The organism is Caulobacter sp. S45 (assembly GCF_009765965.1).
Lineage (GTDB): Bacteria > Pseudomonadota > Alphaproteobacteria > Caulobacterales > Caulobacteraceae > CAHJWH01.
The window spans coordinates 310,900-336,938 of sequence record NZ_LMUL01000017.1; the positions used below are offsets into that span (position 1 = coordinate 310,900).

24 protein-coding genes are annotated in these 26,039 nt (G+C 68.8%); 16 read left to right on the plus strand and 8 right to left on the minus strand.

Annotated elements, in window-relative coordinates:
• Window positions 1-304 precede the first annotated feature (304 nt).
• From GSQ87_RS21265 to smc, 8 genes are all read left to right on the plus strand, one after another.
• The gene (locus tag GSQ87_RS21265) at window positions 305-3,001 is read left to right on the plus strand and encodes a ribonuclease E/G (protein ID WP_158918507.1); all 2,697 of its coding nucleotides are present in this window, start codon (window positions 305-307) and stop codon (window positions 2,999-3,001) included.
• A gap of 74 nt (window positions 3,002-3,075) precedes the next feature.
• Complete coding sequence (locus GSQ87_RS21270) at window positions 3,076-4,521, plus strand: M48 family metalloprotease (RefSeq protein ID WP_158918509.1); 1,446 nt, start codon at window positions 3,076-3,078, stop codon at window positions 4,519-4,521.
• A 158-nt stretch (window positions 4,522-4,679) separates the two neighbouring features.
• Complete coding sequence (locus tag GSQ87_RS21275) at window positions 4,680-5,474, plus strand: DsbA family protein (protein WP_158918511.1); 795 nt, start codon at window positions 4,680-4,682, stop codon at window positions 5,472-5,474.
• A gap of 7 nt (window positions 5,475-5,481) precedes the next feature.
• The gene (gene alr, locus GSQ87_RS21280) at window positions 5,482-6,582 is read left to right on the plus strand and encodes an alanine racemase (protein WP_158918513.1); all 1,101 of its coding nucleotides are present in this window, start codon (window positions 5,482-5,484) and stop codon (window positions 6,580-6,582) included.
• Complete coding sequence (locus GSQ87_RS21285) at window positions 6,579-7,346, plus strand: ABC transporter permease (RefSeq protein WP_158918515.1); 768 nt, start codon at window positions 6,579-6,581, stop codon at window positions 7,344-7,346. The genes alr and GSQ87_RS21285 overlap by 4 nt, the downstream gene beginning before the upstream one ends.
• Window positions 7,343-8,119, plus strand: coding sequence for an ABC transporter ATP-binding protein (locus tag GSQ87_RS21290; protein ID WP_174241481.1), 777 nt, complete (start codon window positions 7,343-7,345; stop codon window positions 8,117-8,119). Before GSQ87_RS21285 ends, GSQ87_RS21290 begins: the two co-directional genes overlap by 4 nt.
• 235 nt (window positions 8,120-8,354) lie before the next feature.
• Window positions 8,355-8,987 (plus strand): DsbA family protein, encoded by a 633-nt coding sequence (locus tag GSQ87_RS21295; protein WP_158918517.1) that lies wholly within the window; start codon window positions 8,355-8,357, stop codon window positions 8,985-8,987.
• Window positions 8,988-9,014: 27 nt separating this feature from the next.
• Window positions 9,015-12,542: a chromosome segregation protein SMC gene (smc, locus tag GSQ87_RS21300; RefSeq protein WP_158918519.1), complete on the plus strand. Its 3,528-nt coding sequence runs from the start codon at window positions 9,015-9,017 to the stop codon at window positions 12,540-12,542.
• A 202-nt stretch (window positions 12,543-12,744) separates the two neighbouring features.
• Here smc and GSQ87_RS21305 read toward each other — a convergent pair whose 3' ends face one another.
• Window positions 12,745-13,107, minus strand: coding sequence for a cupin domain-containing protein (locus GSQ87_RS21305; RefSeq protein WP_158918521.1), 363 nt, complete (start codon window positions 13,105-13,107; stop codon window positions 12,745-12,747).
• A gap of 15 nt (window positions 13,108-13,122) precedes the next feature.
• On the minus strand, window positions 13,123-13,644 hold the full coding sequence (locus GSQ87_RS21310) for an FKBP-type peptidyl-prolyl cis-trans isomerase (RefSeq protein ID WP_158918523.1): 522 nt from the start codon (window positions 13,642-13,644) through the stop codon (window positions 13,123-13,125).
• A 144-nt stretch (window positions 13,645-13,788) separates the two neighbouring features.
• Here GSQ87_RS21310 and GSQ87_RS21315 point away from each other — a divergent pair, with 144 nt between their 5' ends.
• The 8 genes from GSQ87_RS21315 (at window position 13,789) to GSQ87_RS21350 (ending at window position 20,187) form a co-directional block, all read left to right on the plus strand.
• A complete protein-coding gene (locus GSQ87_RS21315) occupies window positions 13,789-14,994 on the plus strand; it encodes a glycosyltransferase family 2 protein (RefSeq protein WP_158918525.1) in 1,206 nt (401 codons plus the stop codon).
• An 80-nt stretch (window positions 14,995-15,074) separates the two neighbouring features.
• Entirely contained in the window at window positions 15,075-16,595 is a 1,521-nt protein-coding gene (locus tag GSQ87_RS21320; RefSeq protein ID WP_158918527.1) for a hypothetical protein, read from the plus strand.
• 124 nt (window positions 16,596-16,719) lie between these two features.
• Entirely contained in the window at window positions 16,720-17,085 is a 366-nt protein-coding gene (locus GSQ87_RS21325; protein WP_158918529.1) for an AtpZ/AtpI family protein, read from the plus strand.
• Window positions 17,086-17,120: 35 nt separating this feature from the next.
• Window positions 17,121-17,888 carry a F0F1 ATP synthase subunit A gene (locus GSQ87_RS21330; protein ID WP_158918531.1) on the plus strand — a complete coding sequence of 256 codons (768 nt, stop codon included), beginning with the start codon at window positions 17,121-17,123 and terminating at the stop codon, window positions 17,886-17,888.
• Between the two features lie 70 nt (window positions 17,889-17,958).
• The gene (locus tag GSQ87_RS21335; RefSeq protein WP_158918533.1) at window positions 17,959-18,183 is read left to right on the plus strand and encodes a F0F1 ATP synthase subunit C; all 225 of its coding nucleotides are present in this window, start codon (window positions 17,959-17,961) and stop codon (window positions 18,181-18,183) included.
• A gap of 27 nt (window positions 18,184-18,210) precedes the next feature.
• Window positions 18,211-18,693: a hypothetical protein gene (locus GSQ87_RS21340; RefSeq protein ID WP_158918535.1), complete on the plus strand. Its 483-nt coding sequence runs from the start codon at window positions 18,211-18,213 to the stop codon at window positions 18,691-18,693.
• A 12-nt stretch (window positions 18,694-18,705) separates the two neighbouring features.
• A complete protein-coding gene (locus tag GSQ87_RS21345) occupies window positions 18,706-19,197 on the plus strand; it encodes an ATP F0F1 synthase subunit B (protein WP_158918536.1) in 492 nt (163 codons plus the stop codon).
• 96 nt (window positions 19,198-19,293) lie between these two features.
• Window positions 19,294-20,187, plus strand: coding sequence for a D-alanyl-D-alanine carboxypeptidase family protein (locus tag GSQ87_RS21350; protein ID WP_158918539.1), 894 nt, complete (start codon window positions 19,294-19,296; stop codon window positions 20,185-20,187).
• Here GSQ87_RS21350 and GSQ87_RS21355 read toward each other — a convergent pair.
• From GSQ87_RS21355 to GSQ87_RS21380, 6 genes are all read right to left on the minus strand, one after another.
• The gene (locus tag GSQ87_RS21355; protein ID WP_158918541.1) at window positions 20,135-20,659 is read right to left on the minus strand and encodes a hypothetical protein; all 525 of its coding nucleotides are present in this window, start codon (window positions 20,657-20,659) and stop codon (window positions 20,135-20,137) included. The two genes, GSQ87_RS21350 and GSQ87_RS21355, sit on opposite strands and share 53 nt — an antisense overlap.
• Before the next feature lie 6 nt (window positions 20,660-20,665).
• The gene (locus tag GSQ87_RS21360) at window positions 20,666-21,022 is read right to left on the minus strand and encodes a hypothetical protein (RefSeq protein WP_158918543.1); all 357 of its coding nucleotides are present in this window, start codon (window positions 21,020-21,022) and stop codon (window positions 20,666-20,668) included.
• A gap of 2 nt (window positions 21,023-21,024) precedes the next feature.
• Window positions 21,025-21,753, minus strand: coding sequence for a helix-turn-helix transcriptional regulator (locus GSQ87_RS21365; RefSeq protein ID WP_158918545.1), 729 nt, complete (start codon window positions 21,751-21,753; stop codon window positions 21,025-21,027).
• Between the two features lie 273 nt (window positions 21,754-22,026).
• Window positions 22,027-23,727, minus strand: a complete 1,701-nt coding sequence (locus GSQ87_RS21370) for an NAD-dependent malic enzyme (RefSeq protein WP_158918547.1) — start codon at window positions 23,725-23,727, stop codon at window positions 22,027-22,029.
• 137 nt (window positions 23,728-23,864) lie between these two features.
• Entirely contained in the window at window positions 23,865-24,611 is a 747-nt protein-coding gene (locus GSQ87_RS21375) for a sulfite exporter TauE/SafE family protein (RefSeq protein WP_216839511.1), read from the minus strand.
• A 67-nt stretch (window positions 24,612-24,678) separates the two neighbouring features.
• The gene (locus GSQ87_RS21380; protein ID WP_158918549.1) at window positions 24,679-25,959 is read right to left on the minus strand and encodes an NAD(P)/FAD-dependent oxidoreductase; all 1,281 of its coding nucleotides are present in this window, start codon (window positions 25,957-25,959) and stop codon (window positions 24,679-24,681) included.
• Window positions 25,960-26,039 lie beyond the last annotated feature (80 nt).

The following is a 26,039-nucleotide window of genomic DNA, read 5'->3' on the forward strand; positions in this document are numbered from 1 at the left end:
GCTTAACCAAGCGGAAACATCGCCGCCGCTTCCAATTCGTGTCGCGATGTTGCAATGATCTCCGGCGCGCCCCTTAGATGAGCGGCGCTCGCTGCGCTAGGGCCGATTCGCGGCCTCGGCGCTCCTCTCGCTATTCGCGCCGTTTTCGGGCGCGTCAGGATTTTGAACCCAATGGGCCGCCTCGCCCTGCAACGCCAGCTCTCGACCCAACGGCCTTCGCCGTGCGGCGAGATCGGCGCGTGCGCGAGGCGCCGTGTCCGGCGCGCGGGCTATGAGCCCGTCTCGCGCCGCGGAGATCGTTTCGATGACCAAAAGAATGCTGATCGACGCCGCTCACGCGGAGGAAACCCGCGTCGCCGTGGTGGACGGCTCGCGGATCGAAGAACTTGATTTCGAAAGCCAGTCCCGCAAACAGCTTCGCGGGAACATCTACCTCGCCAAGATAACCCGGGTCGAACCCAGCCTGCAGGCCGCCTTCATCGAGTATGGCGGCAATCGCCACGGCTTCCTGGCGTTCAACGAAATCCACCCCGACTACTACCAGATCCCGATCGCCGATCGCGAAGCCCTGCTGCGCGAGGTCGATTCGGACCATCACGACGACGACGACGGCGACGATGCGGAGGACGACGACTCCGACGACGAAGGCGATCGCGCGTTCCAGCGCCGCCAGCGGCGGTTGATGCGCCGCTACAAGATCCAGGAAGTCATCCGTCGCCGGCAGATCATGCTGGTCCAGGTGGTCAAGGAAGAGCGCGGCAACAAGGGCGCGGCGCTCACCACCTACCTGTCGCTGGCCGGCCGCTACGGCGTCTTGATGCCCAACACCGGGCGGGGCGGCGGCATCAGCCGCAAGATCACCTCGGCCACCGACCGCAAGCGCCTGAAGTCGGTGGTGCAGAGCCTGGACGTGCCCACCGGCATGGGCCTGATCGTGCGCACCGCCGGCGCCAAGCGCACCAAGGCCGAAATCCAGCGCGACTACGAATACCTGCTGCGGCTGTGGGAGAACATCCGCGAGAACACGCTGAAGTCGGTCGCCCCCGCGTTGATCTACGAGGAAGAGGACCTGGTTAAGCGCGCCATCCGCGACATGTACGACAAGGACCTCGACGGCATCCTGGTCGAGGGCGAGGCGGGCTACCGCGAGGCGCGCGACTTCATGCGCATGATCATGCCCTCGCAGGCCAACAAGATTAAGCCGTACCGCGAGGCGACGCCGCTGTTCGTGGCGCACAAGATCGAGGACCAGCTCGCCCAGATCCACTCGCCGGTCGTGCCGCTGCGCTCCGGCGGCTATCTGGTGATCAACCAGACCGAGGCGCTGGTCGCCATCGACGTCAACTCGGGCAAGGCCACGCGCGAGCGCAACATCGAGGCCACCGCCTTCAAGACCAATATGGAAGCCGCCGAGGAGGCCGCGCGCCAGCTGCGCCTGCGCGACCTCGCCGGCCTGATCGTCATCGACTTCATCGACATGGATGAAGCGAAGAACAACCGCATGGTCGAGAAGGTGCTGAAGGACGCGCTTTCGCTCGACCGGGCGCGCGTCCAGATGGGCAAGATCTCCGGCTTCGGCCTGATGGAGATTTCCCGCCAGCGCCGCCGTTCCGGCGTGCTGGAAGGCACCACCCACGTCTGCGAACATTGCCAGGGCACCGGCCGGGTGCGCTCGGTGGAGTCCAGCGCGCTCGCCGCGCTGCGCAGCATCGAGGTCGAGGCGGCCAAGGCCGGTGCGGGCATGGTGAATGTCCGCCTGCCTGCGGCCGTGGCGCTCTATGTGCTGAACGAGAAGCGCGCCTACATCGCGCGACTCGAGCAGATGCACGATCTGGAGGTGACGATCCTGATCGACGAGGCGCTTTCGGCCTCGGAAGTGGGGATCGAGCGTATCGCCGCCTTCGAACCCGCCGAGGGCGAGGAAGGGGCCGCGCCGCGCCGCTCCAACCGCACCCCGATCCTGCTGCCGCCCGAACCGGCGTACGAAGAAGATCCCGTCTTCGAAGTCGAGGAAGAAGACTTCGAGGACGAAGAGGTCGAGGACGAAGCCGAGACCGAGACCGAAGGCGAGGAAGCCTCGGAGGATCGCTCGGAAGGGCGCGGCGACAAAAGCCGCCGCCGGCGCCGCCGTCGCGGCGGTTCGCGCGAAACCGAGGCCGATGCGGTCGAGGATGCGCCGCGCGCCGACGAGGATGACGAGGAAGGCTTCGAAGGCGCTTCCGAAGAAGAGAAGAGCGAACAGCGCCGTCGCCGCCGTCGCGGCCGTCGCGGCGGCCGGCGTATGCGCGAAGAGGGTGGCGCGCCGCGCGATCCCTACGCCTGGGTCCACGCCCATGGCGGTCGCGACCGGCCCCATCCCAACGACGATCCCTACGCCTGGCGCGATCCTCATGCGCCGCACGCCCGTCCCGAGGATCGCGTCATCGAGGCGCGGGCGGAGAAGGTGATCGAGGCCAAGCCCCAGCCTGCAGCCGTCCAGCCGGCGACGGGCGAGGCCGACCCCTACGTCTGGACCGAAGCCGGAGCCGAGGTGGAAGGCGAAGGCCGCACCCCGCGTTCGCGCACCCGTAACCGTCGTGGACGCGGCCGAGGCCGTGACCGCGTGCGCGGCGAGGAGACGCCGATGGAGGACACGGCCGCCGCCGCCGACCAACCCGAGGCCCCGACCGAAATCCCGGCCGATCCGCAAGGTGCGCCCGAGGTCGAGATCCCCGCGCCGACCGAGACCCCGGCCGAGTCTCCGATCCAGACCCCGGCTGAGCCTGAAGCGCCCCCGCCCGAAACCCCGGACGCTCCCATCCCCGACAGCCCGACGCCGGAAACGCCTGCGCCGGTCGAAACGCCGCACGACCTCGCCGCGCCCGTCGAGGCCGCCCCTGTGGCCGAACCGGAAGCGCAGCCTGCGCCTGAGCCAGCGCCCGAACCGGAGCCCGATCCCAACGAGATCACGGGGCTGGCCCCTGCGGCGCCTAAGCGCGGCTGGTGGCGCCGCAACGCCTGAGGCGCTATTACGACTGAGAGGGGGATATGCGATCAAGGTCGCGGCGCAGGTTGAGCGCAGGAGCGCAATCCCCCATGTCACCCAGCGCGGCCAAGCCTGACCTGCCTCGCCGGGCGCTGAGCCTGTCTCGGCGCCTGGTGCACGGGACGGCGAGCCTCGTGGCGGCGGGCGTCATGCTGGCGGCGCCGGTGGCGAGCGTCCACGCCCAGGGCGACCAGTCGACGAACATCCTCGACACCGAGATCAACGAGATCCTGCACGAGGAGTGCGATCCGGCCTTCATCGCGGCCGGCCTGAACCCCAAGGACGTGACGATCCTGCTCGTCACCCACGAGTTCAACGCCGCCACGGTCAACAACCAGGTGTTCATCCTGGGCACCGACCTGATCGAGAAGACCGACAACCCCAACCAGCTGATCGGGGTCATGGCGCACGAGACCGGCCACGCCGCCGGCTACCACGCCGCGCGTCGGGGCGAGATGATGAAGGCCGGGCTCGCGCCCTTCCTGCTGACCCTGGGCCTGGGCATCCTGGCCGCCGCCGCCGGGGCCGGCAGCGCGGCGGGCGCGCTGCTAGGCTCGTCGAGCTATTTCGGTACGCTTGGCGCGCTGGGCTATTCCCGCGAGCAGGAGGCGCGCGCCGACCAGGCGGCCATCACCTACCTGGAAAAGAGCGGACAGTCGGCCAAGGGCCTGGTGGACTTCTTCAACGAGTGGCGCTTCGAGGAGGTGTTCTCCGAAAGCCGGCGCTATCGGTTCTTCACCGACCACCCGATCAGCGGCGACCGGATCGACCTGCTGCGCCGCCGCGCGGAGGAGCAGCCGCACTACAACGCCGTCGACGATCCGGACCTGGTCTCCAAGCACGAGATCATGAAGGCCAAGCTGATCGGCTTCACCGAGCCGCCGCAGACCGCCTTCTTCAAGTACAAGGACGACGACCACTCCTTCATCGCCCGCTACGCCCGCGCCATCGCCTATTACCGCGAGACCGAGACCGACAAGGCCCTGACCGCCATCGACAGCCTGCTCGCCGACTATCCCAACAACCCCTACATCTGGGAGCTGAAGGGGCAGGTGCTGTTCGAGGCCGCCCGCACCAAGGAGGCCGAGGCCGCTCACCAGCATTCGGTGGACCTGAAGCCCGAGGCGCCCCTGCTGCACATCAACCTCGCCCAGGCGATGGTGGCGCAGAACGATCCGAAGAAGGCCGACGCCGCCATCGTCGAGCTTCGCCACGCCGTCGCGCTGGACCGGGACGACCTGGACGGCGGCAACAGCTTCGCCTACCGCCTGCTGGCCGAGGCCTACGACTCTAAGGGCGACCAGGGACATGCCCGTCTGGCCACCGCCGAGGAGCGCTACGCGGTGGGCGACATGGTGCAGGCCCGCATCTTCGCCATGCGCGCGCGCGAGTTCCTGCCGCAGAACAGCCCCGACTACCGACGCGCCACCGACATCGTGCTGACCTCAAGCCCGACGGATGACGACCTGCAGCGGTTGGGCCAGCGCGGCGGCTGATATTCGCTTTGGGGCCGGAAACGCCGCAAGACGATTTCGGCGGCCATGATCATGCTCTAGGAAGCGTTTGCGTCGCGCCCATTGGTCGACCTTGTGATTCTTAATCCTCTGATCTGAGCTGCGCCGGCCGGTGCGGCGGAGTTGGACGAAAATTGCCCGTGACCCGCCTACGTAACGTTCTGCTCGCCGTCGTCTCCGTCGCCGTCCTCGCGGGGGTCGCCGTCGGCTGCAACGCCCAGTCCTCCCATGAGGGCGCTCCGGCGCACGAGACCGCTTCCGATAAGGCGTTCGGCGAGCGGGTCCGCACCTACCTGCTGTCCCATCCCGAGGTGCTGGAAGAGGCCTTCGAGCGGCTGCAGTCCAAGCAGGAGGCCGACAAGCAGGCCCTGGCCAGCGGCGCCATCGCCAGCCACCGCCAGGCCCTGGAGCACGACCCCCGCGATCCCGTGCTCGGCAACCCGAACGGGACGGTCACGGTGGTGGAATTTTCCGACTATCGCTGCCCCTTCTGCAAGGCGGCCGAGCCCGAGGTGGAAAAGCTGCTGGCCGAGCAGAAGGACGTCCGCCTGGTGATCAAGGAGTTCCCGATCATCGACTGGGAAGACCAGAGCCACCTCTCGCGTGACGCCGCCTGCGTGGTGCTGGCCACCCTGCCTCAAGGCAAGTACGCCGCCGTTCACAGGGCCATGCTGGCCCAGAAGGCCAAGCTGGAGGACACGGTGGTCAACGAGACCCTGCTGGGCGTCGGGATCGACGTGGCCAAGGCCCGCGCCCTGGCCTCCGACAAGGCCATCGATGCGCAGCTGGCCGACACCTACAAGCTGGCCCACGAGCTGGGCGTCGACGGCACGCCTGGCTTCGTGGTCGGCGACACCCTGATCGCCGGCGCGCAGATGGACGCGCTGCGCACCGCCATCGCCGCCGCCCGGACGGCCGCGGTCAAGCAGCGCTAAGCCCGGCGTGGACGATCCCGACGCCGCGTGGCTGACCGTCGACCTGAACGCGCTGGCCGCCAACTTGGCGCATCTGAAAGCCCTGTCCGGCGAAGCGGAAGTCGCGCCAGTGGTGAAGGCCGACGCCTATGGCCTTGGCCTGGAGGCGGTGGCGGGGCGGCTGTGGGCGGAGGGCGCGCGCAGCTTCTTCGTCGCCCGTACGGCCGAGGGCGAAAGTCTGCGCCGCTTCCTGGGCGAGGCTCGCCAAGCTTGCATCTACGTTCTGGACGGCTGCACGTCCGGCGCCGGGCCGCGGCTGGAAGCGGCCGGTTTGACGCCCGTGCTGAACAGCCTGCCCCAGATCGAGGAATGGGCGGCCCATAGCCGAGGGCGTCGCCGCCGTTTGGGCGCGGCCCTGCATATCGACACCGGCCTGAACCGACTCGGTCTGCGCATCGAGGAAGCGCGCAGTCTTGCGCAGGCCCGCGACCGGCTGGGCGACCTCGATCTCGAACTGGTGATCAGCCATCTGGCCTGCGCCGACGATCCTCACAGTCCCATGAATGCACGGCAAGCCATCGCCTTCGAAGAGGCCGCCGCCGTGTTTCCTGGCGTGCGGCGGAGCCTGGCCAATTCGGCCGGCGTGCTGCTGGGCGCCGCCTTCCTGCATGATCTGGTGCGGCCGGGCCTTGCACTGTATGGCGGCGGTCCCACCGGCCGGCCCGATCCTGAGCTTCGCGCCGTGGCGACGCTGGACGCGCCGATCTTGCAGGTTCGCAGCGTCCGTCCCGGGGAGAGCATAGGTTACGGCGCGACCTGCATCGTCGATTCACCGCTTCGAGCAGCCGTGGTTGCGCTCGGTTACGCCGACGGTGTCTTGCGCGCGGGAAGCCCGCGAGGTTATGGATGGGCGAACGGTGCAGCTTGCGCCTTCCTCGGCCGGATATCGATGGACCTTATCGCCTTGGACGTCACCGGATGCGAGGCGACGCCGGGAGACCGCGTGGAGCTGTTCGGGGCCAACATCTTGCTGGATCACGCCGCCGCCGCGGCCGGCACGATCGCTTATGAACTCCTGACCCGCGTGGGGTCTCGCGTGCATCGCCGCTATCTCGGAGCAGGCGCATGAGTGCTGTCCGCGCCATCGGGGCCTCCACCCTGGACCTGCTGCAGAGCGCGGGGCGTCTGGCGATCTTCGCCGTGCAAGGCGTGGCCGCAATGTTCGCGCCGCCCTTCTTCGGACGCCAGCTGTTCCGCCAGTTCTATTCCATCGGGTTCTATTCGCTGCCGGTGGTGGGCCTGACCGCGGTGTTCACCGGCGCGGCGCTCGCGCTCAACATCTACACCGGCGGCGCGCGCTTCAACGCCGAGCAGATCATGCCCCAGATCGTGGCTTTGGGGATCACCCGCGAACTCGGTCCCGTGCTCGCCGCCCTGATGCTGGCCGGGCGGGTGAGCGCCGCCATCGCCGCCGAGATCGGGGCCATGCGCGCCACCGAGCAGATCGACGCGCTGCAGACCCTATCCACCGATCCCTACCGCTACCTGATCGCGCCGCGCCTGACCGCCGGCATCGTCACCATGCCGCTGCTGACGCTCGCCGGCGACATCATCGGGGTGGCGGGCGGCTGGCTGGTGGCGGTGGCGACCCTGCGCTTCAACAGCGACCTCTACATCCGCAACACGTGGAGCTTCCTGCAGTCCTGGGACGTGATCTCGGGCCTGATCAAGGGCTGCGTGTTCGGCTTCATCATCGCGCTGATGGGCTGCTACCACGGCTTCAACAGCAGCGGCGGCGCGCGCGGCGTCGGGCGTTCCACCACCAATGCGGTGGTCTCGGCGGCCATCCTGGTGTTCGCCTGCGACTACGTGCTGACGAGTTTCATGCGGTGAGCGCGCCTCTTCCCATCCCCAAGCTGGAACTGCGCGGGGTCTCCAAGACCTTCGGCGGCCGTAAGATCCTCGACTGCGTCGACATCTCGGTCGAGCGGGGCCGCTCGCTGGTGATCATCGGCGCGTCGGGGCAGGGCAAGTCCGTCACGCTCAAGATCGCCGTGGGCCTGATGCGTCCCGACAAGGGCCAGGTGTTCATGGACGGCGAGGACATGACCGAGCTGCGCACCGCGGAGCGCTCGCGCCTGCATGGTCGGCTCGGCATGCTGTTCCAGGGCGCGGCGCTGTTCGACAGCCTCAAGGTCTGGCAGAACGTGGCCTTCCGCCTGATCAACGCCGACAAGGTGCCCCGCAAGGAGGCCCGCGAACGCGCCATCGAGGCGATCGCCCGTGTCGGGCTGCCGCGCGACGTGGCCGACCGCTTCCCCAGCGAGCTCTCGGGCGGGATGCAGAAGCGGGTGGGCCTGGCCCGCGCGGTGGTCGCCCATCCCGACATCCTGTTCTTCGACGAGCCGACCACCGGGCTCGACCCGATCACCTCCGACGTGATCAACGACCTGATCATCGAGGAAGTGAAACGGCTCGGCTGCACGGCGGTGTCGATCACCCACGACATGAATTCGGCCCGCCGGATCGGCGACGAGATCGCCATGCTCCACGGCGGCAAGATCGTCTGGCGCGGGCCGGCCAAGACCATCGACGAGACCGACAACCCCTACGTCCTGCAATTCATCAACGGCCGCGCCCACGGCCCGATCACCTGCGACGCGTGAGCTAGGTCCGACGATCCTGCGTGCTTCGAGACGTCCCTGCGGGGCTCCTCAGCATGACGAGGTTTAGTCGAACTTCCCAACCTACGTCATGCTGAGGAGCGCGGAGCGCGTCTCGAAGCACGCAGGGACCGTTGACAACCCACCTGCTTGGCGGACCTGTACGCCCGCGTCAGGACCAAGCCTGGGCGAGCGCGGGGAATCGCGCTCAAATCATCTGTCGTCCAAGGGACATTCCATGCGCGTCACCGCCCGCCGTCTCATCATCGCGCTCGCCGCCGCGGGCCTGCTCGCCGGTTGCCAGAAGGGCGCGTCGAGCGCGGGGTCCGGGGGCGACGCCATGACCGCGCCGGAGATGAGTCTGGGCAACCCCAACGCCAAGGTCACGGTGGTCGAGTACGCGTCCGACACCTGCTCGCACTGCGCCCGCTTCGCCACCACCGTGTTCCCGGCCTTCAAGACCAAGTACGTCGACACCGGAAAGGTGCGCTACGTCTTCCGCGAGTTCCTGACGCCGCCCGAACAGGTGTCCGCCGCCGGCTTCCTGCTGGCCCGCTGCGCCGGCAAGGACAAGTACTTCCAGGTGATCGACGCCGAGTTCCGCGGCCAGCAGCAGATGTTCGAGAGCGGCGACGCCAAGGGGACGATGCTGGGCATCGCCAAGACCTTCGGCCTGGACGAAAAGCAGTTCAACGACTGCGTCCAGAACGAGACGGCGCTGAAGGCGCTCGGCGACCGGGTGCAGAAGGCCCAGGACGTGGACCACATCACCGGCACGCCCACCCTGATCGTCAATGGCAAGACGCTGGCTGAGGGCGAGGTGACGCTGGCCCAGCTCGACGCCGCCATCCAACCGCTTCTGGCCAAGTAGGCCGGGCGGGACTGCAAGGCGGGGCAGGTGCGCTTCCAGCGGCTCAGGCTCACGGGTTTCAAGTCCTTCGTCGAACCGACGGAGTTCCGCATCGAGGCTGGCCTGACCGGGATCGTCGGGCCGAACGGCTGCGGCAAGTCCAACCTGCTCGAGGCGCTGCGCTGGGTCATGGGCGCCAACTCCGCCAAGGCCATGCGGGCCGAGGGCATGGACGACGTGATCTTCGGCGGCTCCGATCGGCGCCCGGCCCGCAACCACGCCGAGGTGCTGCTCCAGATCGACAACGCCGAGCGCCGCGCGCCAGCCCGCTTCAACGACACGGCGGTGATCGAGGTGGTGCGCCGGATCGACCGGGGCTCGGGCTCGACCTACCGCGTCAACGGGGTGGAGACCCGCGCCCGCGACGTGCAGATGCTGTTCGCCGACGCCTCGACCGGGGCCAATTCGCCGGCCCTGGTGCGCCAGGGCCAGATCAGCGAGTTGATCGCGGCCAAGCCCTCCAACCGCCGGCGCATCCTGGAGGAGGCGGCCGGCGTGTCCGGCCTGCACTCCCGCCGGCACGAAGCGACGCTGCGGCTGAACGCGGCGGAGGCCAACCTTGCACGCCTGGACGACGTGACCGACGAGATCGAGAGCGGGCTGAACCGCTTGCGGCGCGAGGCCCGTAAGGCCGAGGCCTATAAACGCCTCGCCGCCGAGATCCGCGCCCTGCAAGGCGCCGCCCTCTACGCTCGCTGGGCCGAGGCGAACGCCGTCCTGGCCGAGGCTGAGACGGTGCTGGCCGCCGCCGATCTGTCGGTGGCCGACACCGCGCGCGACGCGGCCGAGGCCACCGCCGCCGCCCTGCGCGCGGCCGAATCGCTGAAGCCCTTGCGCGACGAGGAGATGACCGCCGCCGCCGTGCTGCAAAGGCTGGCCTTGGAGCGTGACCGGCTGGCGCGCGAGGTGGCCCTGGCGGAGGCCGAGGTGGCGCGGCTGCAGGGCGAACTCGCCCGCAACGCCACCGACCGCACGCGCGAGGACCAGACCGCCGGTGACGCCAAGGGCGTGCTGGACCGGCTGCTGCAGGAGCTGAACCAGCTGGTGCGCACCATCGATCAGGCGCCGGAGCGCACGCCGGAACTGGAGCATGCGCTGGAAGCCGCCGCTGCTCGTCGCGCCGAAGCGGACGGCGCGGTGGAGCGTCTCGCCGCCGAGGCCGCCGGGCAGGCCGCCCGGCGTCAGGCCGCGCTCGACCGACTTGCCCAGACACGCGGTGCGCAAAAGGCGGCCGAAGGTCGGCGCGTAGAAGCTGAGGGGCGGACCACGCGCTTGCAGGCTTCTTTGGACCAAGCCCAGCGCGAGGCGGACGGCCTGTCCAACCGGACCAACCCCGAGGCCGACCGAGCGCGCACCGCGCTCGACCAGGCCTTGGCTGCGCTGGCCGCCGCCCGCGAAATCCTGGCGACGGCGGAAACTGAACGCGCCGAGGCGGCCAAGGCCGAGACCGCCGCCCGCGAGGTCGCCCGCAAGACCGACGACGATCTTCGCCGGCTCAAGAGCGAGGCGCAGGGGCTGGCGCAGCTCGCCGCGTCGGCGGGCGGCAAGAGCCCCTATCCGCCGGTCATGGACCAGGTCTCGGCCCCGCCTGGTCTGGAGCGGGCGGTGGCGGCGGCGTTCGGCGAGGAGCTGGACGCGGCGCTGGACGCTCGCGCCAGCGCCTACTGGGGCGGTCGCGACGACGTGGAGGCGCCGGCGTGGCCGGACGGCGTGACGCCGCTGGGCGAGCGGGTGAAGGCGCCGGCAGCCTTGGCGGCGCGGCTGGCCTGGGTCGGGCTGGTGGATCGCGGTTTGGGCGCACGCCTGCAACGCACGCTGGAGGCCGGCGAGGCCCTGGTCTCCGTGGAGGGCGACCTGTGGCGCTGGGATGGCTTCACCGTCACCGCCGACGCGCCCAAGCCCGCCGCCACGCGGCTGGCCCAGAAGGCGCGCCTGGCCGAAATCGAGCGTGCCGTCGCCGAACTGCAGCCCGCCGCGACCCAGGCCGCCGCTGCGCACAAGGCGGTCGCCGAACGCCTGCGCGCGGCCGAAACGGCTCTGGCCCAAGCGCGTCGAGGGCCGGAGCAGGCCGAGCGCGCGGTGGGAACCGCCCGCGACGCCCATGAGCGCCATGCCCGCGAGGCCGCCCGCCTGGAGGCCCGCGCCCAGGCCTTGACGGAGACCCTGGAACGGCTAAAGGCCGACATGACCGAGGCGCAGGGCGCCCTGGACGCCGCCCGCCAGGATGGCGAGCGCAGCCAGGCGGCTGTCGCCGAGGCCGAGGCGCAGACCCCGGCCGGCGACGACGCCGCCGCCAACCTATGCATCGGCGAGGCGCGCAAGGCGTCCGCCGCCGCCCGCGAGGCCGAGGCCCGCGCCCGCTCGGACCTGGAGGGCGAGAAGCGTGCGCGCGAAGGCCGGCTGCGTCGCCGCGAGGGTCTCCAGCGCGATCAGGCGGACTGGAACAGGCGGGCCGAGGGGGCGTCCAAGCGGATCGCCGAATTGGACCGGGAACACGAACGCCTCGCCCTGGCGCTGACCCAGGCGCGAGATGCGCCCGACGCGCTGGGCGCCGAGCAGGCCGGTCTGCTCGATCATCTGGCCACCGCAGAAGCCCGCCGCACGGCTGCCGGCGACGCCTTGGCCAAGGCCGAGGCCGACGCCAGCTCGGGCGAACGCGCCGCCCGCGCCGCCGACCAGGCCGCAGCCTCCGCCCGCGAGGCCCGCGCCGCCGCCAGCGCCCGCCTCGACGCCGCCCGCGAGCGGCTGTCGGACGCCGCCGAACAGGTGCGCGAGACCACCCAGCTCGAACCCCAGGCCCTGGCCGAGCGGATCGCGGCGGAGGCCTTCGCCATCCCAACCGATCCTGGCGGCCTGGAGACGCATCTGCGCGCTCTGGAGCGGGAGCGGGACGCCATGGGTGCGGTGAACTTGCGCGCCGACGAGGAGGCCGGCGAACAGGCGACGCGGCTGAACGCGCTGAAGACCGAACGCGCCGACCTGACCGACGCCATCGCAACTTTGCGCGCCGGCATCGAGACCCTGAACCAGGAGGGCCGCGAGCGCCTGCTGGCCGCCTTCGCCGAGATCGCCGAGAGCTTCAAGGTGCTGTTCAACGCTCTGTTCGAGGGCGGCCAGGCGGAGCTGAGGCTGGCGGAGAGCGACGATCCGCTGGAGGCCGGGCTGGAAATCTATGCTTGTCCGCCGGGCAAGCGGCTGGCGATCATGAGTCTGATGTCGGGGGGCGAACAGGCGTTGACCGCGACCGCCCTGATCTTCGCGGTGTTCCTGGCCAATCCCGCGCCGGTCTGCGTGCTGGACGAGGTGGATGCGCCGCTGGACGACGCCAATGTCGACCGCTTCTGCAAGTTGCTGGACGAGATGCGCAAGCGCACCGACACCCGCTTCATCGCCATCACCCACAACCCGGTGACCATGTCGCGGATGGACCGCCTGTTCGGGGTGACGATGGCCGAGCGCGGCGTGTCGCAGCTGGTGTCGGTGGACCTGCGCCAGGCCGAGGCGATGGTGGCCTAGGCGCGGAAGCGAGAACAATTCTGATCCTGCTGATTTTCCCGCTCATCCCGGCGAATGCCGGGACCCAGATCGTATGGCTCGACCGGGAACCGTAAGAAGTTGAGTGAAACCTAGGACCTTATCTGCTGACCTCCCGCCCTGTGATCTGGGTCCCGGCATTCGCCGGGATGAGCGGATGGAAGGGGGCGCACAGAGGATGGCCCTAGATCCCCACCCCCTGGGGCGCGGTGAACACCGGGTCGACCACATCGCCCGTGTTGCGTACATCCGCCGGCTCGAAGATCAGGACCTCGGCTTCCTCGTCGGCGGCGGTGCGATGCTCGACGCCGCGCGGGACCACCACCATCTCGCCCGGACCCATGTCGACGACGTGGTCGCGGAACTCGACCCGGAATCGCCCCTTCCAGACCAGGAACATCTCGTCGATGTCTGCGTGGGTGTGCCAGGGGAAGACGCCCTGCACCTTGACCAGCTTGACCTCCTGGCCGTTGAGCTTGGCGGCGACCTTAGGCCGCCAGCGCTCGTCGATCAGGGCGAATTTCGAAGCGAGGTCGATGGCGTCCATGATTGCGACGAGCGCCTATTGCAGCGGCCCGACCGCCTGCAGCTTCATCTTGAACACCATGACGCTGTTGCCGGGGATCGGGCCCTTGGTCTCTGCGCCGTAGCCGAGGTTGGAGGGGATGTAGAGCTCCCACTCGTCTCCGGGCTTCATCATCTGCAGGGCCTCGTTCCAGCCGGGCACCAGCTCGCCGACCTGCAGCGAGGCGGGGTTCTCGTCGGTGGAGGAGTCGAACACCGTGCCGTCCAGCAGCCGGCCCTGGTAGACCACCTGCACCTCGTCGCCCATCTTCGGCGAAGCCCCGTCCGCGGGGCCGGCGTGCAGCACCTTGTACTGCAGGCCGGAGGCTGTGGTGACCACGCCGGGGGCGGTGGCGTTCTTGGCCAGGAAGGCGACGCCCGGATCGGCCACGGCCGAAGCGGCGCTGGCGGTCGGGGCGGTCGAGACCGGTCCATCGGCGGCTGCGGTCTGGGCCCGCGCCGCGACGGCGACGGCGCTGGACGCCAGGAGGAGGGCGGCGAGGAGGGCGCGGTGTGTCATGGTGCTTTATTGCCGCGCACAATCGTGGCGGGCAAGCGGCGGAGACGCGACGCCCCGCCACTGCGCGCCGCGACATTTTCGCTGGTAAGGCAATCGTGAAGGGGACGTCATAACTTTGGCGGCCGCGGAACTGGGGACGAGGATATGGACCTGAAGCTCGACAGCCGCGTCGAGACCCTGGCGCAGGCCACGGTCGAGACGCCGCTCGAACTGACCATCCTGATGCCCTGCCTCAACGAGGCGGAGACCATCGAGGTCTGCGTGCGCAAGGCGCGTGGATACCTGGAGCGGGCGGGCCTGCGTGGCGAGGTGCTGATCGCCGACAATGGGTCCACCGACGGTTCCCAGGCCTTGGCGCTGGAGGCCGGCGCGCGCGTGGTCTCGGTGCCGGAAAAGGGCTACGGCGCGGCGCTGATGGGCGGCATCCGGGCGGCGCGCGGTCTGTACGTGGTCATGGGCGACGCGGACGACAGCTACGACTTCGAGACCCTGGATCCGTTCATCGCGCGGCTTCGCGATGGCGACGACCTGGTGATGGGCAATCGGTTCAAGGGCGGGATCGCGCCCGGCGCCATGCCCTTCCTGCACCGCTATCTGGGCAATCCGGTGCTGTCCTTCCTGGGCAAGCTGTTCTTCAAGGTGCCGCTGGGCGACTTCCACTGCGGCCTGCGCGCCTTCAACCGCCAGAGCATGCTCGATCTCGGCCTGACCACGACCGGGATGGAGTTCGCCAGCGAGATGGTGGTCAAGTCCGCGCTGAAGAAGCTGCGGATGAGCGAGGCGCCGACCACGCTCAAGCCCGACGGCCGCTCGCGCGCGCCGCACCTGAAGACCTGGCGCGACGGTTGGCGTCACCTGCGCTTCCTGCTGCTGCACAGTCCCAAGTGGCTGTTCATCTATCCGGGCGCCGCGATCGTGGCGGCGGGCGCGTTGTTGTCGGCGGCGCTGGCGACCGGGCCGGTGCAGGTGACGCGCCACGTGCAGATCGACGTCCACTCCATGCTGGCCTCGTGCTTCGCGGTGATCCTGGGCGTGCAGTTGATCATGTTCGGCGCGCTCGCCCGTCGCTACGGCGAGATCGAGGGCTTCCTGCCGCCGACGTCGAAGGGGTTCAGCAAGATCGTGCTGGGCCTGACGCTGGAGACCATCCTGAGGGTGGCGGGCGTGGTGTTCCTGGCCGGGCTTGTGGGCATGGTCTGGGCCGGGGCGGGTTGGGCGCGCTCCGGCTTCGGGCCGATCACCGACGACACCACCATGCGCATCATGATCCCGTCGCTGACGGCGGTGACGGTTGGGGTGCAGCTCGCCGCGTCCGGCTTCCTCGCCTCGGTGTTCACCCTGCGCCGATGAGCGCTGTCCTGGCGCGCGACGGCCGCAAGGGGAGGCCGGTGTCGGCGGCTTTTGCGCTCAATCTGTCCAGAAACCTTGTCATGGGGTTGCAGCGTGCGGGGCTGATCGCGTTCGCGGCGGCGCTCCTGCTGTGGCCGGCGGTGGTGAACGGCCGCCCAGCCCTGTTCCCCGACACCGCCCTGTATTTTTCCGAGGCTGAGTATCTGATGGAGGCGCTGGGCGTGGTCGCGCCCGGTCATGGAGTCGTCCCTGTGGCCGACCCGACTCGCCTGCCCGAGGCGCCGGGTGCGCCAAACGTTTCCGCCGGCATAGACGGTGGGCGATCCCCCGTCTGGGCCAGCTTCCTCTACCTGCTGCAGAGGGCAGGGGGCGTGTGGCTGGTCGCCTACGTCCAGGCCTGTGCGGCGGCCTTCGCTGTCTACGGACTTTACCGCGTCGCCGCGCCCCGCGCGCCGCTTGCGGGCTATCTGACCGTGATGGGCGGCCTCGCGGTGGCGAGCAGTCTGCCCGTGTTCGCGACGCTGATGATGCCGGACGTGTTCGCGGGCGTGGCCGCGGTCTGCGCCCTGACCGCGCTGGTCTACTGGGACCGGCTGGGTTTGGTGAAGCGGATCGCCCTGCTCGCCCTGCTGGTCTTTTCGATCATGGCCCACGGCTCCAACGCCTTCGTCGCCGCGATCTTCGCGGTGCTGGGCGGGGCGCTCCTGGCTTTCAGCGGCGTAGGCGTGGCGCAGGCCCTGAAGCGGTCGGCCCTGGTCCTGCTGGCCGCGTTCATCGCCGTCGGCGGGATGCGGCTCGCCTATCAGCCCATGCAGGCGCGGGCCGGGGAGGTCATCGGTTCTCCGCCCTTCCTCAGCGCGCGGGTGCTGGCCGACGGACCCGCGCGCGCGTATCTGCGCCGCGCCTGCGACCGGGGCCAAGTCTTCGCCCTATGCCGGTTCGCCCGCCAGCCCCTGGCCAACAGTGACGAGATCCTCTGGTCGCGCATGCCCGGCCGGGCCGTCTTCACCCTCTCGGACGTGGCGACCACGCACCAGTTGGAGCGCGAGGACCTGCGTTTCGCCCTGTCCGCCCTCCTCGCCGATCCGCTCGGCCAGGCTGCGGCCTCGCTCCGCAACGCGGCCGAACAGCTGGTGCTGGCGGATGTGAGCGACAGCTTCGACGATCAGCGCACGTTCGTCACCGACGGCTATTGGCGGCGCACCAGCCTGCCGAAGATCATGCCCGACGCCGCCGCCTGCACGGTGCGGGGCCGGTGCGCGCCGCGCGTGCCTTCGATCGCCGTCAGCGTGCTGGTGGACGCGGTGCTGGCCGTATCGATCCTGTTCGTGGGCTGGCGGTTGGCCGGTTCGGACATGCGCGCATCCTGGCGGTCCGTCTGGGAGCGGCGAAGCGAGGACGACGACCGTGCACGGATGATCAGGCTCGCCCTGCTGGCGCTCGGGCTGCTGTTGGCGAACGCCGCGGTGTGCGGGGTCCTGTCCGGCCCGTTCCCCAGATATCAGGCGCGTATGGCCTGGATTGCGCCCATGGTGGCAGGATTGATGGTTGCGCGACTCGGCACAGCTGTTTCATGTCGCCGTCGCAATAGAAAATATTGAACCTTATCCGTAGGTTAGTGTGCGCTGATGACCGCCTTGACGCCTGGGGACGGCCTCTATAGGTTCCGCTCCATTCCAGCAGGCTGCGACGTACAACCGCCGCAGCCGTTTACGTGTCTGCTCTATGCCTGAGCCGCAGAAACCGCGGGACGAGGCGTTCAAGCGCTTCGATGCGCGCTACGACGCTCTCGATGCAACCACGCGGCGCAAGCCGAGCGGGCACGCCATGGAGAGCGGCGCGGGGGCGGGCTACCGGCTGATCGGGGAACTGGTGGGGGGTGTCCTGACCGGCCTCGGGCTGGGATGGCTCGTCGACCATGTCGCGGGAACACAGCCCATCGGATTGATCGGCGGCATGCTGATCGGCACCGGTGCGGCGATTTTTTTGGTCGTCCGCTCCGCCGGACGGATGAGCGGGGCCTCGGTCGCGCGGCCGGAGGTTCCTCCAGTCGCAGCGCCTACCCAGGATGAGAACGACGACGCAGGCTGAGGCCTGCGACGCAATTAGGATAGGGCGGATCGGGCATGGCCGGACCGATGGAGCAGTTCGAGATCCACCAGGTTCTCGCCCTGCCGAAGATCGCGGGGATGGATTTCTCCATAACCAACGTGACGCTGGCGATGTTCGCCGCGGCCGCGGCCGTGATGCTGTTCTTCGCCGTCGCCGCCCGTAAGGCCATCGTGCCTTCGCGCATGCAGAGCGTGGGCGAGCTGATGTTCGAGCTGGTGGACGACCTGTCGGAGTCGATCATCGGCCACGAAGGCCGCCGTTATTTCCCGCTCGTGTTCAGTCTGTTCATGTTCATCATGATGATGAACGTGCTCGGCATGTTCGTGGTCATCCCCACCGCCACCTCCCAGCTTTCGGTCACCGTCTCGCTGGCGGTCCTGACCATACTGGTGGTGGTGTTCGTCGGCTTCCAGCGTAACGGCCTCGGCTTCTTCAAGCTGTTCGCGCCGACGGGCGTGCCGTTGTTCATCATGCCGCTGATCGTGCCGATCGAAATCCTCAGCTTCCTGATCCGTCCGCTGACCCTGTCGCTACGACTGTTCGGCAATATGATCGGCGGCCACGTGGTGCTGAACATCTTCGGCGGCTTCGTGGTCAGCCTGGGCCTGCTGGCGCTCGGCGGCGGCATCGCCTCCCTGGGCATTCTGGGGTCGGGCGTGGCGCTGGGCAGCGTGGTGGCCCTGCTGGCGCTCGAGTTCGTGGTCGCCTTCCTGCAGGCGTTTGTTTTCGCCGTGCTCGCCTGCGTGTATCTGAACGACGTCGTGAACCTGCACAGCCACTAGACGTCGACAGCCTTTCTCCTTCCAAACCGCCTACCTCCAATCCAAACCACTCTTCGAAGGGAATTCTCTCATGGACGCCAATGCCGCCAAGTTCATCGGTGCCGGCCTCGCGATGCTCGGCATGATCGGTCCGGGCCTGGGCCTGGGCATCATGTTCGGCAACTATCTGACCGGCGCGACCCGCAACCCCTCCGCCGCTCCCGGCGAGCGTCCGATGCTGTTCCTCGGCATGGCGCTGACCGAAGCGCTGGGCATCTTCGCCCTCGTGGTCGCCCTGCTCGTCCTGTTCAAGTAAGCGCGTTCCAGACGGAGCGCCGCGCCGATGCCTCAGTTCGAGTTCGCCAACTGGCCAGGACAGATGTTCTGGGTGCTGATCACCTTCGCGGTGGTCTACGCCGTGCTGTCCCGCGTCTACATCCCGCGCATGCGCCACGGGATAGACGCGCGGCGCGAACGCATCGGCGCCGCCATGGCCGAGGCCCGTCGCCTGCGCGACGAGGCCGAGGCCCAGGCTGAGGTTGCTCGGGCGCAGATGGCCCAGGCGCGAGCCGAAGCCCAGCGCACATCCGCCGAGGCCAAGGCCAAGGCGGCGCAAGAGGCGGTTCGCCGCCAGGCGGCGCTGCAGGCCGACCTCGACGCCAAGCTGTCGGAAGCGGAGAAGCGCATCCGCGCCTCGCGCGACCAGGCCATGGGCAATGTGCGCGGCATCGCGGTGGATACGGCCGCCGCCATCGCCGAGAAGCTCTCCGGCGTCGCCGTCTCGCACGCCGAGGCCGAACGCGCGGCCGAGCTGGTCAAGGGCTAGGGGAACACCGCCATGTTGCTGTTGCAGAATGCGGAGTTCTGGGTCGCCGTCGGCGTGGTCCTGTTCTTCGTCCTCCTGGCCTTCCTCAAGGTGCCGACGATGGCGACCAAGTCGCTGGACGATCGCGCCCTGAAGATTCGCACGTCGCTCGACGAGGCCGATCGCCTGCGCGCCGAAGCCCTTCATCTGTTGGACAGCCTGAAGGCCCAGCGCGCCGAGGTCGAGGCCCAGGCCGCCCAGATGCTGCAGGACGCCCATGCCGAGGCCCAGCGCCTCGAGGCCGACGCCAAGGTCAAGCTGGAGGAGCAGATCGTCCGCCGCACCGCCCTGGCCGACCGCCGTATCGCCCAGGCCGAGCAGCAGGCCGCGACCGACGTCAAGGCCGCCGCCGCCGACCTGGCCGCCCATATCGCCGAGACCCTGCTGCGCGGACGCCTTGAGGGCATGACCTCCGATCCGCTGGTGGACCGGGCGGTGGAGCAATTGGGCGCCCGGCTGCAATAGCCGGGCTCCGCAGTTCGTCGCGGCTTTCGGGCTGTCGCCGTTTCTGGACGCCTGCTCCGCTCGCGTGGGCCGATTCAGTCCCCAAGTAGGGGGCTCATGACAATTCCATTTGTTCCGCGGGTCGGCCGCGCCGTCACAGGCATGCTGCTCGCTCCGCTCCTCATCCTGGGTGTCGGCTGCGCCAATCCGGCAGGCTACCGCCTGGCTCGCACGCCTAGGCCTGCAATCGCCTGCGACAAGGCTTCCACGCCGGCGCGGGGGTTAGCTGCTGAACGCAACCACGAAAGCCTCTACGCGACGCCGGTCGACCTGTTCGGTCGTCCGGAAAAGGGTTGGGCCGTCTACGCCCCGGCCATCGAAAGCCAGATCCACACCGACTGCGCTGCCGACACGCCCGGGTTCGCGGATGCGCTCGCCCATTGGTCCGGGACGGGAGCCGCTGACGGGGTGCTGGGTCCCGAGGCGCTCGCGCGGTTGAAGGGCGACTGGCAAGCGCAACGACCCTTCGTGATGCTGCGGACGAGGGGCGTGTGCCCACCACCACCCCCCTCCGCCGATTTGGCCGACGCCCCGCCGACCCTGGCCTATGGCGGCAAGGCGATCCAACTGCGGCGCGGCGCCCTGGCCGCCTGGACCCGGCTGGTGCACGACGCCCGAGCGGCGGAGCCGGAGCTGGCGGCCAATGGCGAACTGCTGCGGATCTTCTCGGCGTTCCGCAGCCCCGCCTACGACGACGCCCGCTGTGCGCACGACCAGAACTGCCAGGGCACGGTGCGCGCCGCCTGCTCGGCCCACCGCACGGGCCTAGCGATGGACGTGGTGCTCGATACGGCGCCGGGCTTCGCGGTCGACTCCTCGGCCGACGAGAACCGGTTGGCGATGACCCGAGGGCTGGCTTACCGCTGGCTGGTCGCGAACGCGGGCCGCTACGGCTTCGTCAACTACGTGTTTGAACCCTGGCATTGGGAATGGACGGGCGCGCCGCCGTAGGGGCGTCGTCGGACGGACCCCGGAAGCTCAGGACGGATGCGGGCTTGCGGCCCTCGAAGACCACCCCGGCCAGCATGGCCGCCACCCCGCCGAAGCCCCAGACATAGCTGGCGGTGACATAGCTCCAGAGCTGGATCCGCGTATCCAGCAGCAGGCAAAAATCGGTGAAGTTGGTCAGCAGCGCGCACGCCGCCGCCCACAGTACCCAGGTGCGTCGGCAGCGCATGGCGATGTAGATCAGGGCGCATAGCATGACCAGATCGGCCGCGAACACCCCCGGCTGGCCATGGTGGTTCCAGCGGCGATCCTGCAGCAGGGCCGAGGCGATGCAGTTCAGCAGCCCGACCAAGGTCCCCAGCCGCTCGGGCCAGCGTCCCCAAACCGCGGCCGCCGCGAACACGGCGACCGCGGCCCAGGCGCTGAACTGGGCCAAGGGGGTGACGAACAGGTGCAGGACCGATCCGCCACCCATGACGGATCAGGCCGCCGTACGCAGAGGCGCGGCCGGAACCGCCGTGGGCGCAGCCGCCATCGCGTCCTGGGGCTTGTCCTGGCCGTTGCCCATGCGGCTGGTGTCCAGGCCCATCCGCTTCTCCCACCGGCCCAACCGGCGGTGAGCTTCGATCAGGCGGTCGCGGACGACCGTCATCTCGGGGATGGCGGCGGCGATCTCGTTCACCGCGTCCTGGCCGACCATCATGGCGAAGTTGGCGTCCTGGCGGCTGCGGGTCACCGTGCCGAGCAGGCTCGCGAGTTCGCCGAACGCCGAATCCAGCGCCCGTTCCGTCGACCACAGTGCTTCGGCCACGGTCATTGCAGCTTCATTCTTGTCCAAGTTCATGACTCCCCCTCGGCGCCTCGGCGCCATGCTCCATAGTCAAGGGAGGAATAGTGGTGGCCTTGCTCGACCCGTATCCGATGGATGCTGAATACGAGGTCGTAAGAGCCGATCAGGGCGCCCACCGCGAGCGCGAGGCCCGCGGCGATCGCCAGAATCCAGCCTAGTCTTCGAAATGGCTCTGGTGTTCGTCCGTAAACGCCAAGGGCGCTCCATGCAGGAGTTGGCCCGTACTTATGATCTCCACCAGCAGCTCGTCCGGAGACATACCCTCCGAATCCGCCTTCAACCGTTCCAGCAACCAGCACACCGCCCTCCTCTGTCGCGGTGTATCGGCGATCGTATCCAGGGCTTCCCGAACGTCGGTCCAGGTGAACATCAGCAAGGGTTTGGCCATGGTTTGTATCGCCTCCACGGCTCATCTCATGGCTGGCGGGGACGGCCTGCGTCTCTGGGGTGAAGTCCGTATGGGGATCGTCCCCATGGGCTGGCGCGAGGATCTTGAGCGGCGAAAGGGGCTGGTCCGCCCTTAGAAGGCGGATGGCCGCCAGGCGGTCCGCCACGCCGAGCTTGCGGATGACGTCCTCGAGGTGCCGGTCGACCGTCTTGGGAGAGATGGCGAGGTGGCGACCGATGTCCTTCGAAGTCCAGTGCTGGGCGGCGAGGTCCAAACATTCGCGCTGCCTTGGCGTCAGGCTGGCGAAGGTGCGTTGAACGGCGTCGTCCATGATCGGTTCAGGCCCGGCCCATAGATGCCAAGCGCCAAGGCCCCACCCAGAGTAGTGGCGTCGCGAATCTCGCCTGGATGGGGCGACCATCAACCATATGAAGCTCCTACGGCATCAAGGCGACGGCTACTAGATGATCAACTGATATTACACGTTTTTGGCGACGATCAGGTGGGTGTTGGGGTTATATATGCTACGGAAAATTGCTATTACAATCATATAACTATCGGTTGAGTTCTCGATGTCTTGTACTGGGCCGGCCTGATCGAAGCTTCAGTCGATCTTGCGATACGGGCGGTAGTGGGGCTCCCAGACATAGGCCGCGATCAGCCCGTCCAGCGTTTCCACATCGCAGACCCGCGCCACCCCGTCGCGCTGGGCCTGACGAGCGACGGCCTTGGCGATGGCGACGGAGACCTCGCGCAGACGCCCGATGGGCGGCAGGAGCTGGGCTTGGCCGTCCGGCCCGGTCGTGGCCATGCGGGAGAGGGTCACGCCGGCGACCATGAACATCTCGTCGGTGACGCGCCTGGCGCCCGAGGCCAGGACGGCCAGGCCCATGCCGGGGAAGATGTAGGAGTTGTTGGTCTGGGCGATCGGATAGGTCTTGCCCTTCCAGTCAACAGGGAAGAACGGGCTGCCGGAGCCGATCAGGGCGCGCCCGTCGGTCCAGGCCACCAGTTGCTCTGCCGTCGCCTCGCTACGGGAGGTGGGATTGGATAGCGGCAGGATGATCGGCCGGGCGACGTGCTGGGCCATGGCGCGAACCACCGGCTCACTGAAGGCCCCGGCCTGACCCGAAACCCCGATCAGCACGGTGGGCTTGGCGTTGATCGCCACGTCCAGCAGGGTGATCTCGCCCGGCTCGCGCAGGGTCCAGCCCGCCACCGCCTCGCGGGCCTGGACGAAGGGCCTCTGCGCCTCGGTGATGTCGTTCATGTCGTCGACCAGCAGGCCGTGGCGGTCCACCGCGTAGAAGTTGCGGCGCGCGATCTGTTCGTCGGCGCCGGCCGCGATCATCGCCTTGAGGATCAGCGAGGCGATCCCGCATCCGGCCGATCCCGCCCCCACCAGGGCGACGCGCTGTTCGACCAGCGGGCGGCCGGTGATGTTGACCGCCGCCATCAGCGTGGCGGCGGCCACCGCCGCGGTGCTTTGGATATCGTCGTTGAAGGTGCAGAGGCGATCGCGATAGCGGGCCAGCAGGCGACTGGCGTTGTGGCCGGCGAAGTCCTCCCACTGCAACAGCACATCGGGCCAGCGTTCGATCACGGCCGAGACGAACTCCTCGACGAAATCGTCGTACTCGGCGCCGGTGATGCGCTCATGCCGCCAGCCCATATAGATGGGGTCGTCCAGCCGCTCCTGGTTGTTGGTCCCGACGTCGAGCAGGACGGGCAGGGTCTCTTCCGGATGGATACCGCCGCAGCCGGTGTAAAGGGCCAGCTTGCCGATCGGGATGCCCATGCCGCCCGCGCCCTGGTCGCCCAGGCCCAGGATGCGCTCGCCGTCGCTGACCACGATGACGCGCACCTTGTCGTAGCGCGGGTCGGATAGGATCTCGCGGATCTTGTCCTTGTTGGGATAGCTCAGGAACACGCCGCGCGGCTTGCGCCAGATCTCGCTGAAGCGCTGGCAGCCCTCGCCGACCGTGGGCGTGTAGACCAGGGGCAGCAGCTCTTCGATGTTGCGGGTCAGCAGGGCGTAGAACAGCGTCTCGTTGGTGTCCTGCAGGTCGCGCAGGAAGGCGTAGCGCTCGAAGTCCGTCCCGAAGGCGCGCAGCACCTTGAGCCGCCGCGCGACCTGCTCGTCCAGCGAGCCCAGGTGCGGGGGCAGCAGGCCGTGCAGGCGGAAGGTGTCGCGCTCGTCGCTGCTGAAGGCCGTGCCCTTGTTCAGCATCGGGGTGTTGATCAGGTCGTAGCCGGTCAGCTCGGTCTCGATCGGGCTGTCCCAGCCGGCGGGGGCGGTGGTCATGCGGCGATTCCTTCGATGTCGTTCCGGGCGGGATCGAAACGCCCGGTCGCTGGCGCGTGCGCCGGCCGACCACAGCCTTTGACCCATCGGTGTCTGGCGCGTCTATTTACCGGCTGGGCGCGGCTTGGAACAGGCGTCTATTGCGGATGCAGGAACAGGCCGACCGTCAGGCAGAGCCCGAGCGCGACGACGAAGCCCCGCATCAGCTTCTCGTCCACGCGCTTGAGCAGCATGGCGCCGAAGTAGCCGCCGACCACCGCCCCGACGCAGAGCACCAGCACCCGCATCCACGGAATGCCCGGGGTGAACATGAAGACCGCCACCGCCGCGGCGTTCATCACCCCGGCCAGCACGTTCTTGGTCGAGCCCGCGTGGCGCATGGACAGGCCGGCGGCCGTCAGGGCCGCTAACATCAGAAAGCCGATGCCGCCCCCGAAATAGCCGCCATAGATCGCGATCAGGAACTGCATGATCCCGGTGACCACGGGACCGAAGCTGCGCGGGGCGGCGGCGACGGGTCGTTTGACGAAGCTCCCGTAGGCGAACAGCGCGGTGGCGAACAGCACCAGCCACGGCACCATGCGGGCGAAGAAGCTGGACGGGGTCAGCAGCAGCAGGGCGGCGCCGATCACCCCGCCCGCCAGGCTGATGATCGCCAGGGCTCGGAAACCCAGGCCGCCGGTCCCGCTGACCATCTTGCGGCCCATCCAGCCGGTCGTCACCTGGCCGGGGAACAGCGCCAGGGTGGAGGCGATATTGGCCGTCCGCGCGTCCAGCCCGCTGAGGATCAGCGCCGGCAGGGTCACGAACGAGCCGCCGCCGGCTAAGGCGTTCTGCACGCCCGCCCAAAGTCCAACGACGAGGAGTAAAACCAGGATCAGCATAACGGCCCGTAACCTCTCGCATCGGGTCGAACAAGGCGGGGTTCGCCGCCGCGCGCCGACCGGCGCCCTAGTGCAGCTTCAGCCGCCCCGACACCCGCTTCTGCAACAGCCGGGCGACGGCGAGCAGGGCGGTCCTGACCGAACCTAGGATCGCGTGGTGGTGCATGAGGTGCAGCGACATGTACATCCACTTGGCCACCAGCCCTTCGACGAAGAAGTTGCGCCCGCCGAGCCCGCCCATCAGCGTGCCCACCCCGCGCCCTTCGCCCAGCGACACCAGCGAGCCGAAGTCGCGGTAGACGAAGGGCTTGTCCACCTCACGCTCCCTGAGCTTGGCCAGCAGTACGCCCGCCAGATAGCTCGCCTGCTGATGGGCTGCTTGGGCGCGGGCGGGGATGGACCGCCCTTCTTCCCAGGGACACTGGGCGCAGTCGCCTAGCGCATAGATGTCGGGCGCGGATGCGCGCAGCCGGTCGTCGACCACGATCTGGTTGGAGCGGCTGATCTCCAGCCCCAGGCCAGCGTTGGAGGACGCGGCCTTCACGCCGGCAGCCCAGACCACCAGTTCGGCGGGGATGTCGCCGGCGCTGGTCTCCAGCCGGTCCTCGGCGACGCGCGTGACCATGGCGTCGGTGAGCACGCGCACCCCTTTGCGTTCCAGAGCGGTGGTCGCCTGGCGGGATATCTTCTCCGGCAGGCCGCCCAGGATGCGCGGCGCGGCCTCGACCACGGCGACGTCCAGGCGGAAGCGCTGTTCGGCGACGAAGCCCTCCTGGTATTCCGAATGGGCCTCCAGCAGTTCCGCCGCCAACTCCACGCCCGTGGCCCCGCCGCCGACGATGGCCACGCTGAGCGCACGGCCGGAGGAGAACGAGGCGCGGGTGAAGGCGGCCAGCAGCACCTTGTGGAACAACTCGGCGTCCTCGGTCCGCTCCAGCACATAGGCCCGCTCGACGCCCGGCGTGTTGAACGAATTGGAGCCCGAGCCCACCGCCAGCACGCAGACGCCGAAGCTCAGGGTCCGCTCCGGCGAGATCGGCCGTCCATGCGAGTCCAGCAGCTCGCCCAGGGTCAGGCTCTTGGTCGCCGGGTCCATCCGGGTCATCTCGCCCATCAGGAAGCTGAAATGATTGCGCCGGGCCAGGACCGGATAGGACAGCCCCTCTTGGTGTGCGTCCAGGGTGCCGGCGGCGATCTCGTGCAGGGTCGGCTTCCAGATGTGGATCACCGCGCGGTCGATCAGGGCGACGCGCTCGCGTCCGCGCCGCGGCCCCAGCGCCCGGCCAAGCCGCGCCGCCAGCTCGAGGCCGCCCGCGCCGCCGCCGACGACGACCACATCGTAGTGCATGGCGTCTTCCCTTCCAGCGGTCTTCCAATCCAAGACCATTAGGGACGCATGCCGCGGCGGCGGATAGCGATTTCCGCTAT

What these genes read in the sequence shown, in the direction of transcription:
- GSQ87_RS21265 (WP_158918507.1), top strand. Translation starts at nt 305, where the DNA reads ATGACCAAAAGAATGCTGATCGACGCCGCTCACGCGGAGGAAACCCGC.
- GSQ87_RS21270 (WP_158918509.1), top strand. Translation starts at nt 3,076, where the DNA reads ATGTCACCCAGCGCGGCCAAGCCTGACCTGCCTCGCCGGGCGCTGAGC.
- GSQ87_RS21285 (WP_158918515.1), top strand. Translation starts at nt 6,579, where the DNA reads ATGAGTGCTGTCCGCGCCATCGGGGCCTCCACCCTGGACCTGCTGCAG.
- GSQ87_RS21295 (WP_158918517.1), top strand. Translation starts at nt 8,355, where the DNA reads ATGCGCGTCACCGCCCGCCGTCTCATCATCGCGCTCGCCGCCGCGGGC.
- GSQ87_RS21305 (WP_158918521.1), bottom strand. Translation starts at nt 13,107, where the DNA reads ATGGACGCCATCGACCTCGCTTCGAAATTCGCCCTGATCGACGAGCGC.
- GSQ87_RS21310 (WP_158918523.1), bottom strand. Translation starts at nt 13,644, where the DNA reads ATGACACACCGCGCCCTCCTCGCCGCCCTCCTCCTGGCGTCCAGCGCC.
- GSQ87_RS21315 (WP_158918525.1), top strand. Translation starts at nt 13,789, where the DNA reads ATGGACCTGAAGCTCGACAGCCGCGTCGAGACCCTGGCGCAGGCCACG.
- GSQ87_RS21320 (WP_158918527.1), top strand. Translation starts at nt 15,075, where the DNA reads ATGGGGTTGCAGCGTGCGGGGCTGATCGCGTTCGCGGCGGCGCTCCTG.
- GSQ87_RS21325 (WP_158918529.1), top strand. Translation starts at nt 16,720, where the DNA reads ATGCCTGAGCCGCAGAAACCGCGGGACGAGGCGTTCAAGCGCTTCGAT.
- GSQ87_RS21330 (WP_158918531.1), top strand. Translation starts at nt 17,121, where the DNA reads ATGGCCGGACCGATGGAGCAGTTCGAGATCCACCAGGTTCTCGCCCTG.
- GSQ87_RS21335 (WP_158918533.1), top strand. Translation starts at nt 17,959, where the DNA reads ATGGACGCCAATGCCGCCAAGTTCATCGGTGCCGGCCTCGCGATGCTC.
- GSQ87_RS21340 (WP_158918535.1), top strand. Translation starts at nt 18,211, where the DNA reads ATGCCTCAGTTCGAGTTCGCCAACTGGCCAGGACAGATGTTCTGGGTG.
- GSQ87_RS21345 (WP_158918536.1), top strand. Translation starts at nt 18,706, where the DNA reads ATGTTGCTGTTGCAGAATGCGGAGTTCTGGGTCGCCGTCGGCGTGGTC.
- GSQ87_RS21350 (WP_158918539.1), top strand. Translation starts at nt 19,294, where the DNA reads ATGACAATTCCATTTGTTCCGCGGGTCGGCCGCGCCGTCACAGGCATG.
- GSQ87_RS21355 (WP_158918541.1), bottom strand. Translation starts at nt 20,659, where the DNA reads ATGGGTGGCGGATCGGTCCTGCACCTGTTCGTCACCCCCTTGGCCCAG.
- GSQ87_RS21365 (WP_158918545.1), bottom strand. Translation starts at nt 21,753, where the DNA reads ATGGACGACGCCGTTCAACGCACCTTCGCCAGCCTGACGCCAAGGCAG.
- GSQ87_RS21370 (WP_158918547.1), bottom strand. Translation starts at nt 23,727, where the DNA reads ATGACCACCGCCCCCGCCGGCTGGGACAGCCCGATCGAGACCGAGCTG.
- GSQ87_RS21375 (WP_216839511.1), bottom strand. Translation starts at nt 24,611, where the DNA reads ATGCTGATCCTGGTTTTACTCCTCGTCGTTGGACTTTGGGCGGGCGTG.
- GSQ87_RS21380 (WP_158918549.1), bottom strand. Translation starts at nt 25,959, where the DNA reads ATGCACTACGATGTGGTCGTCGTCGGCGGCGGCGCGGGCGGCCTCGAG.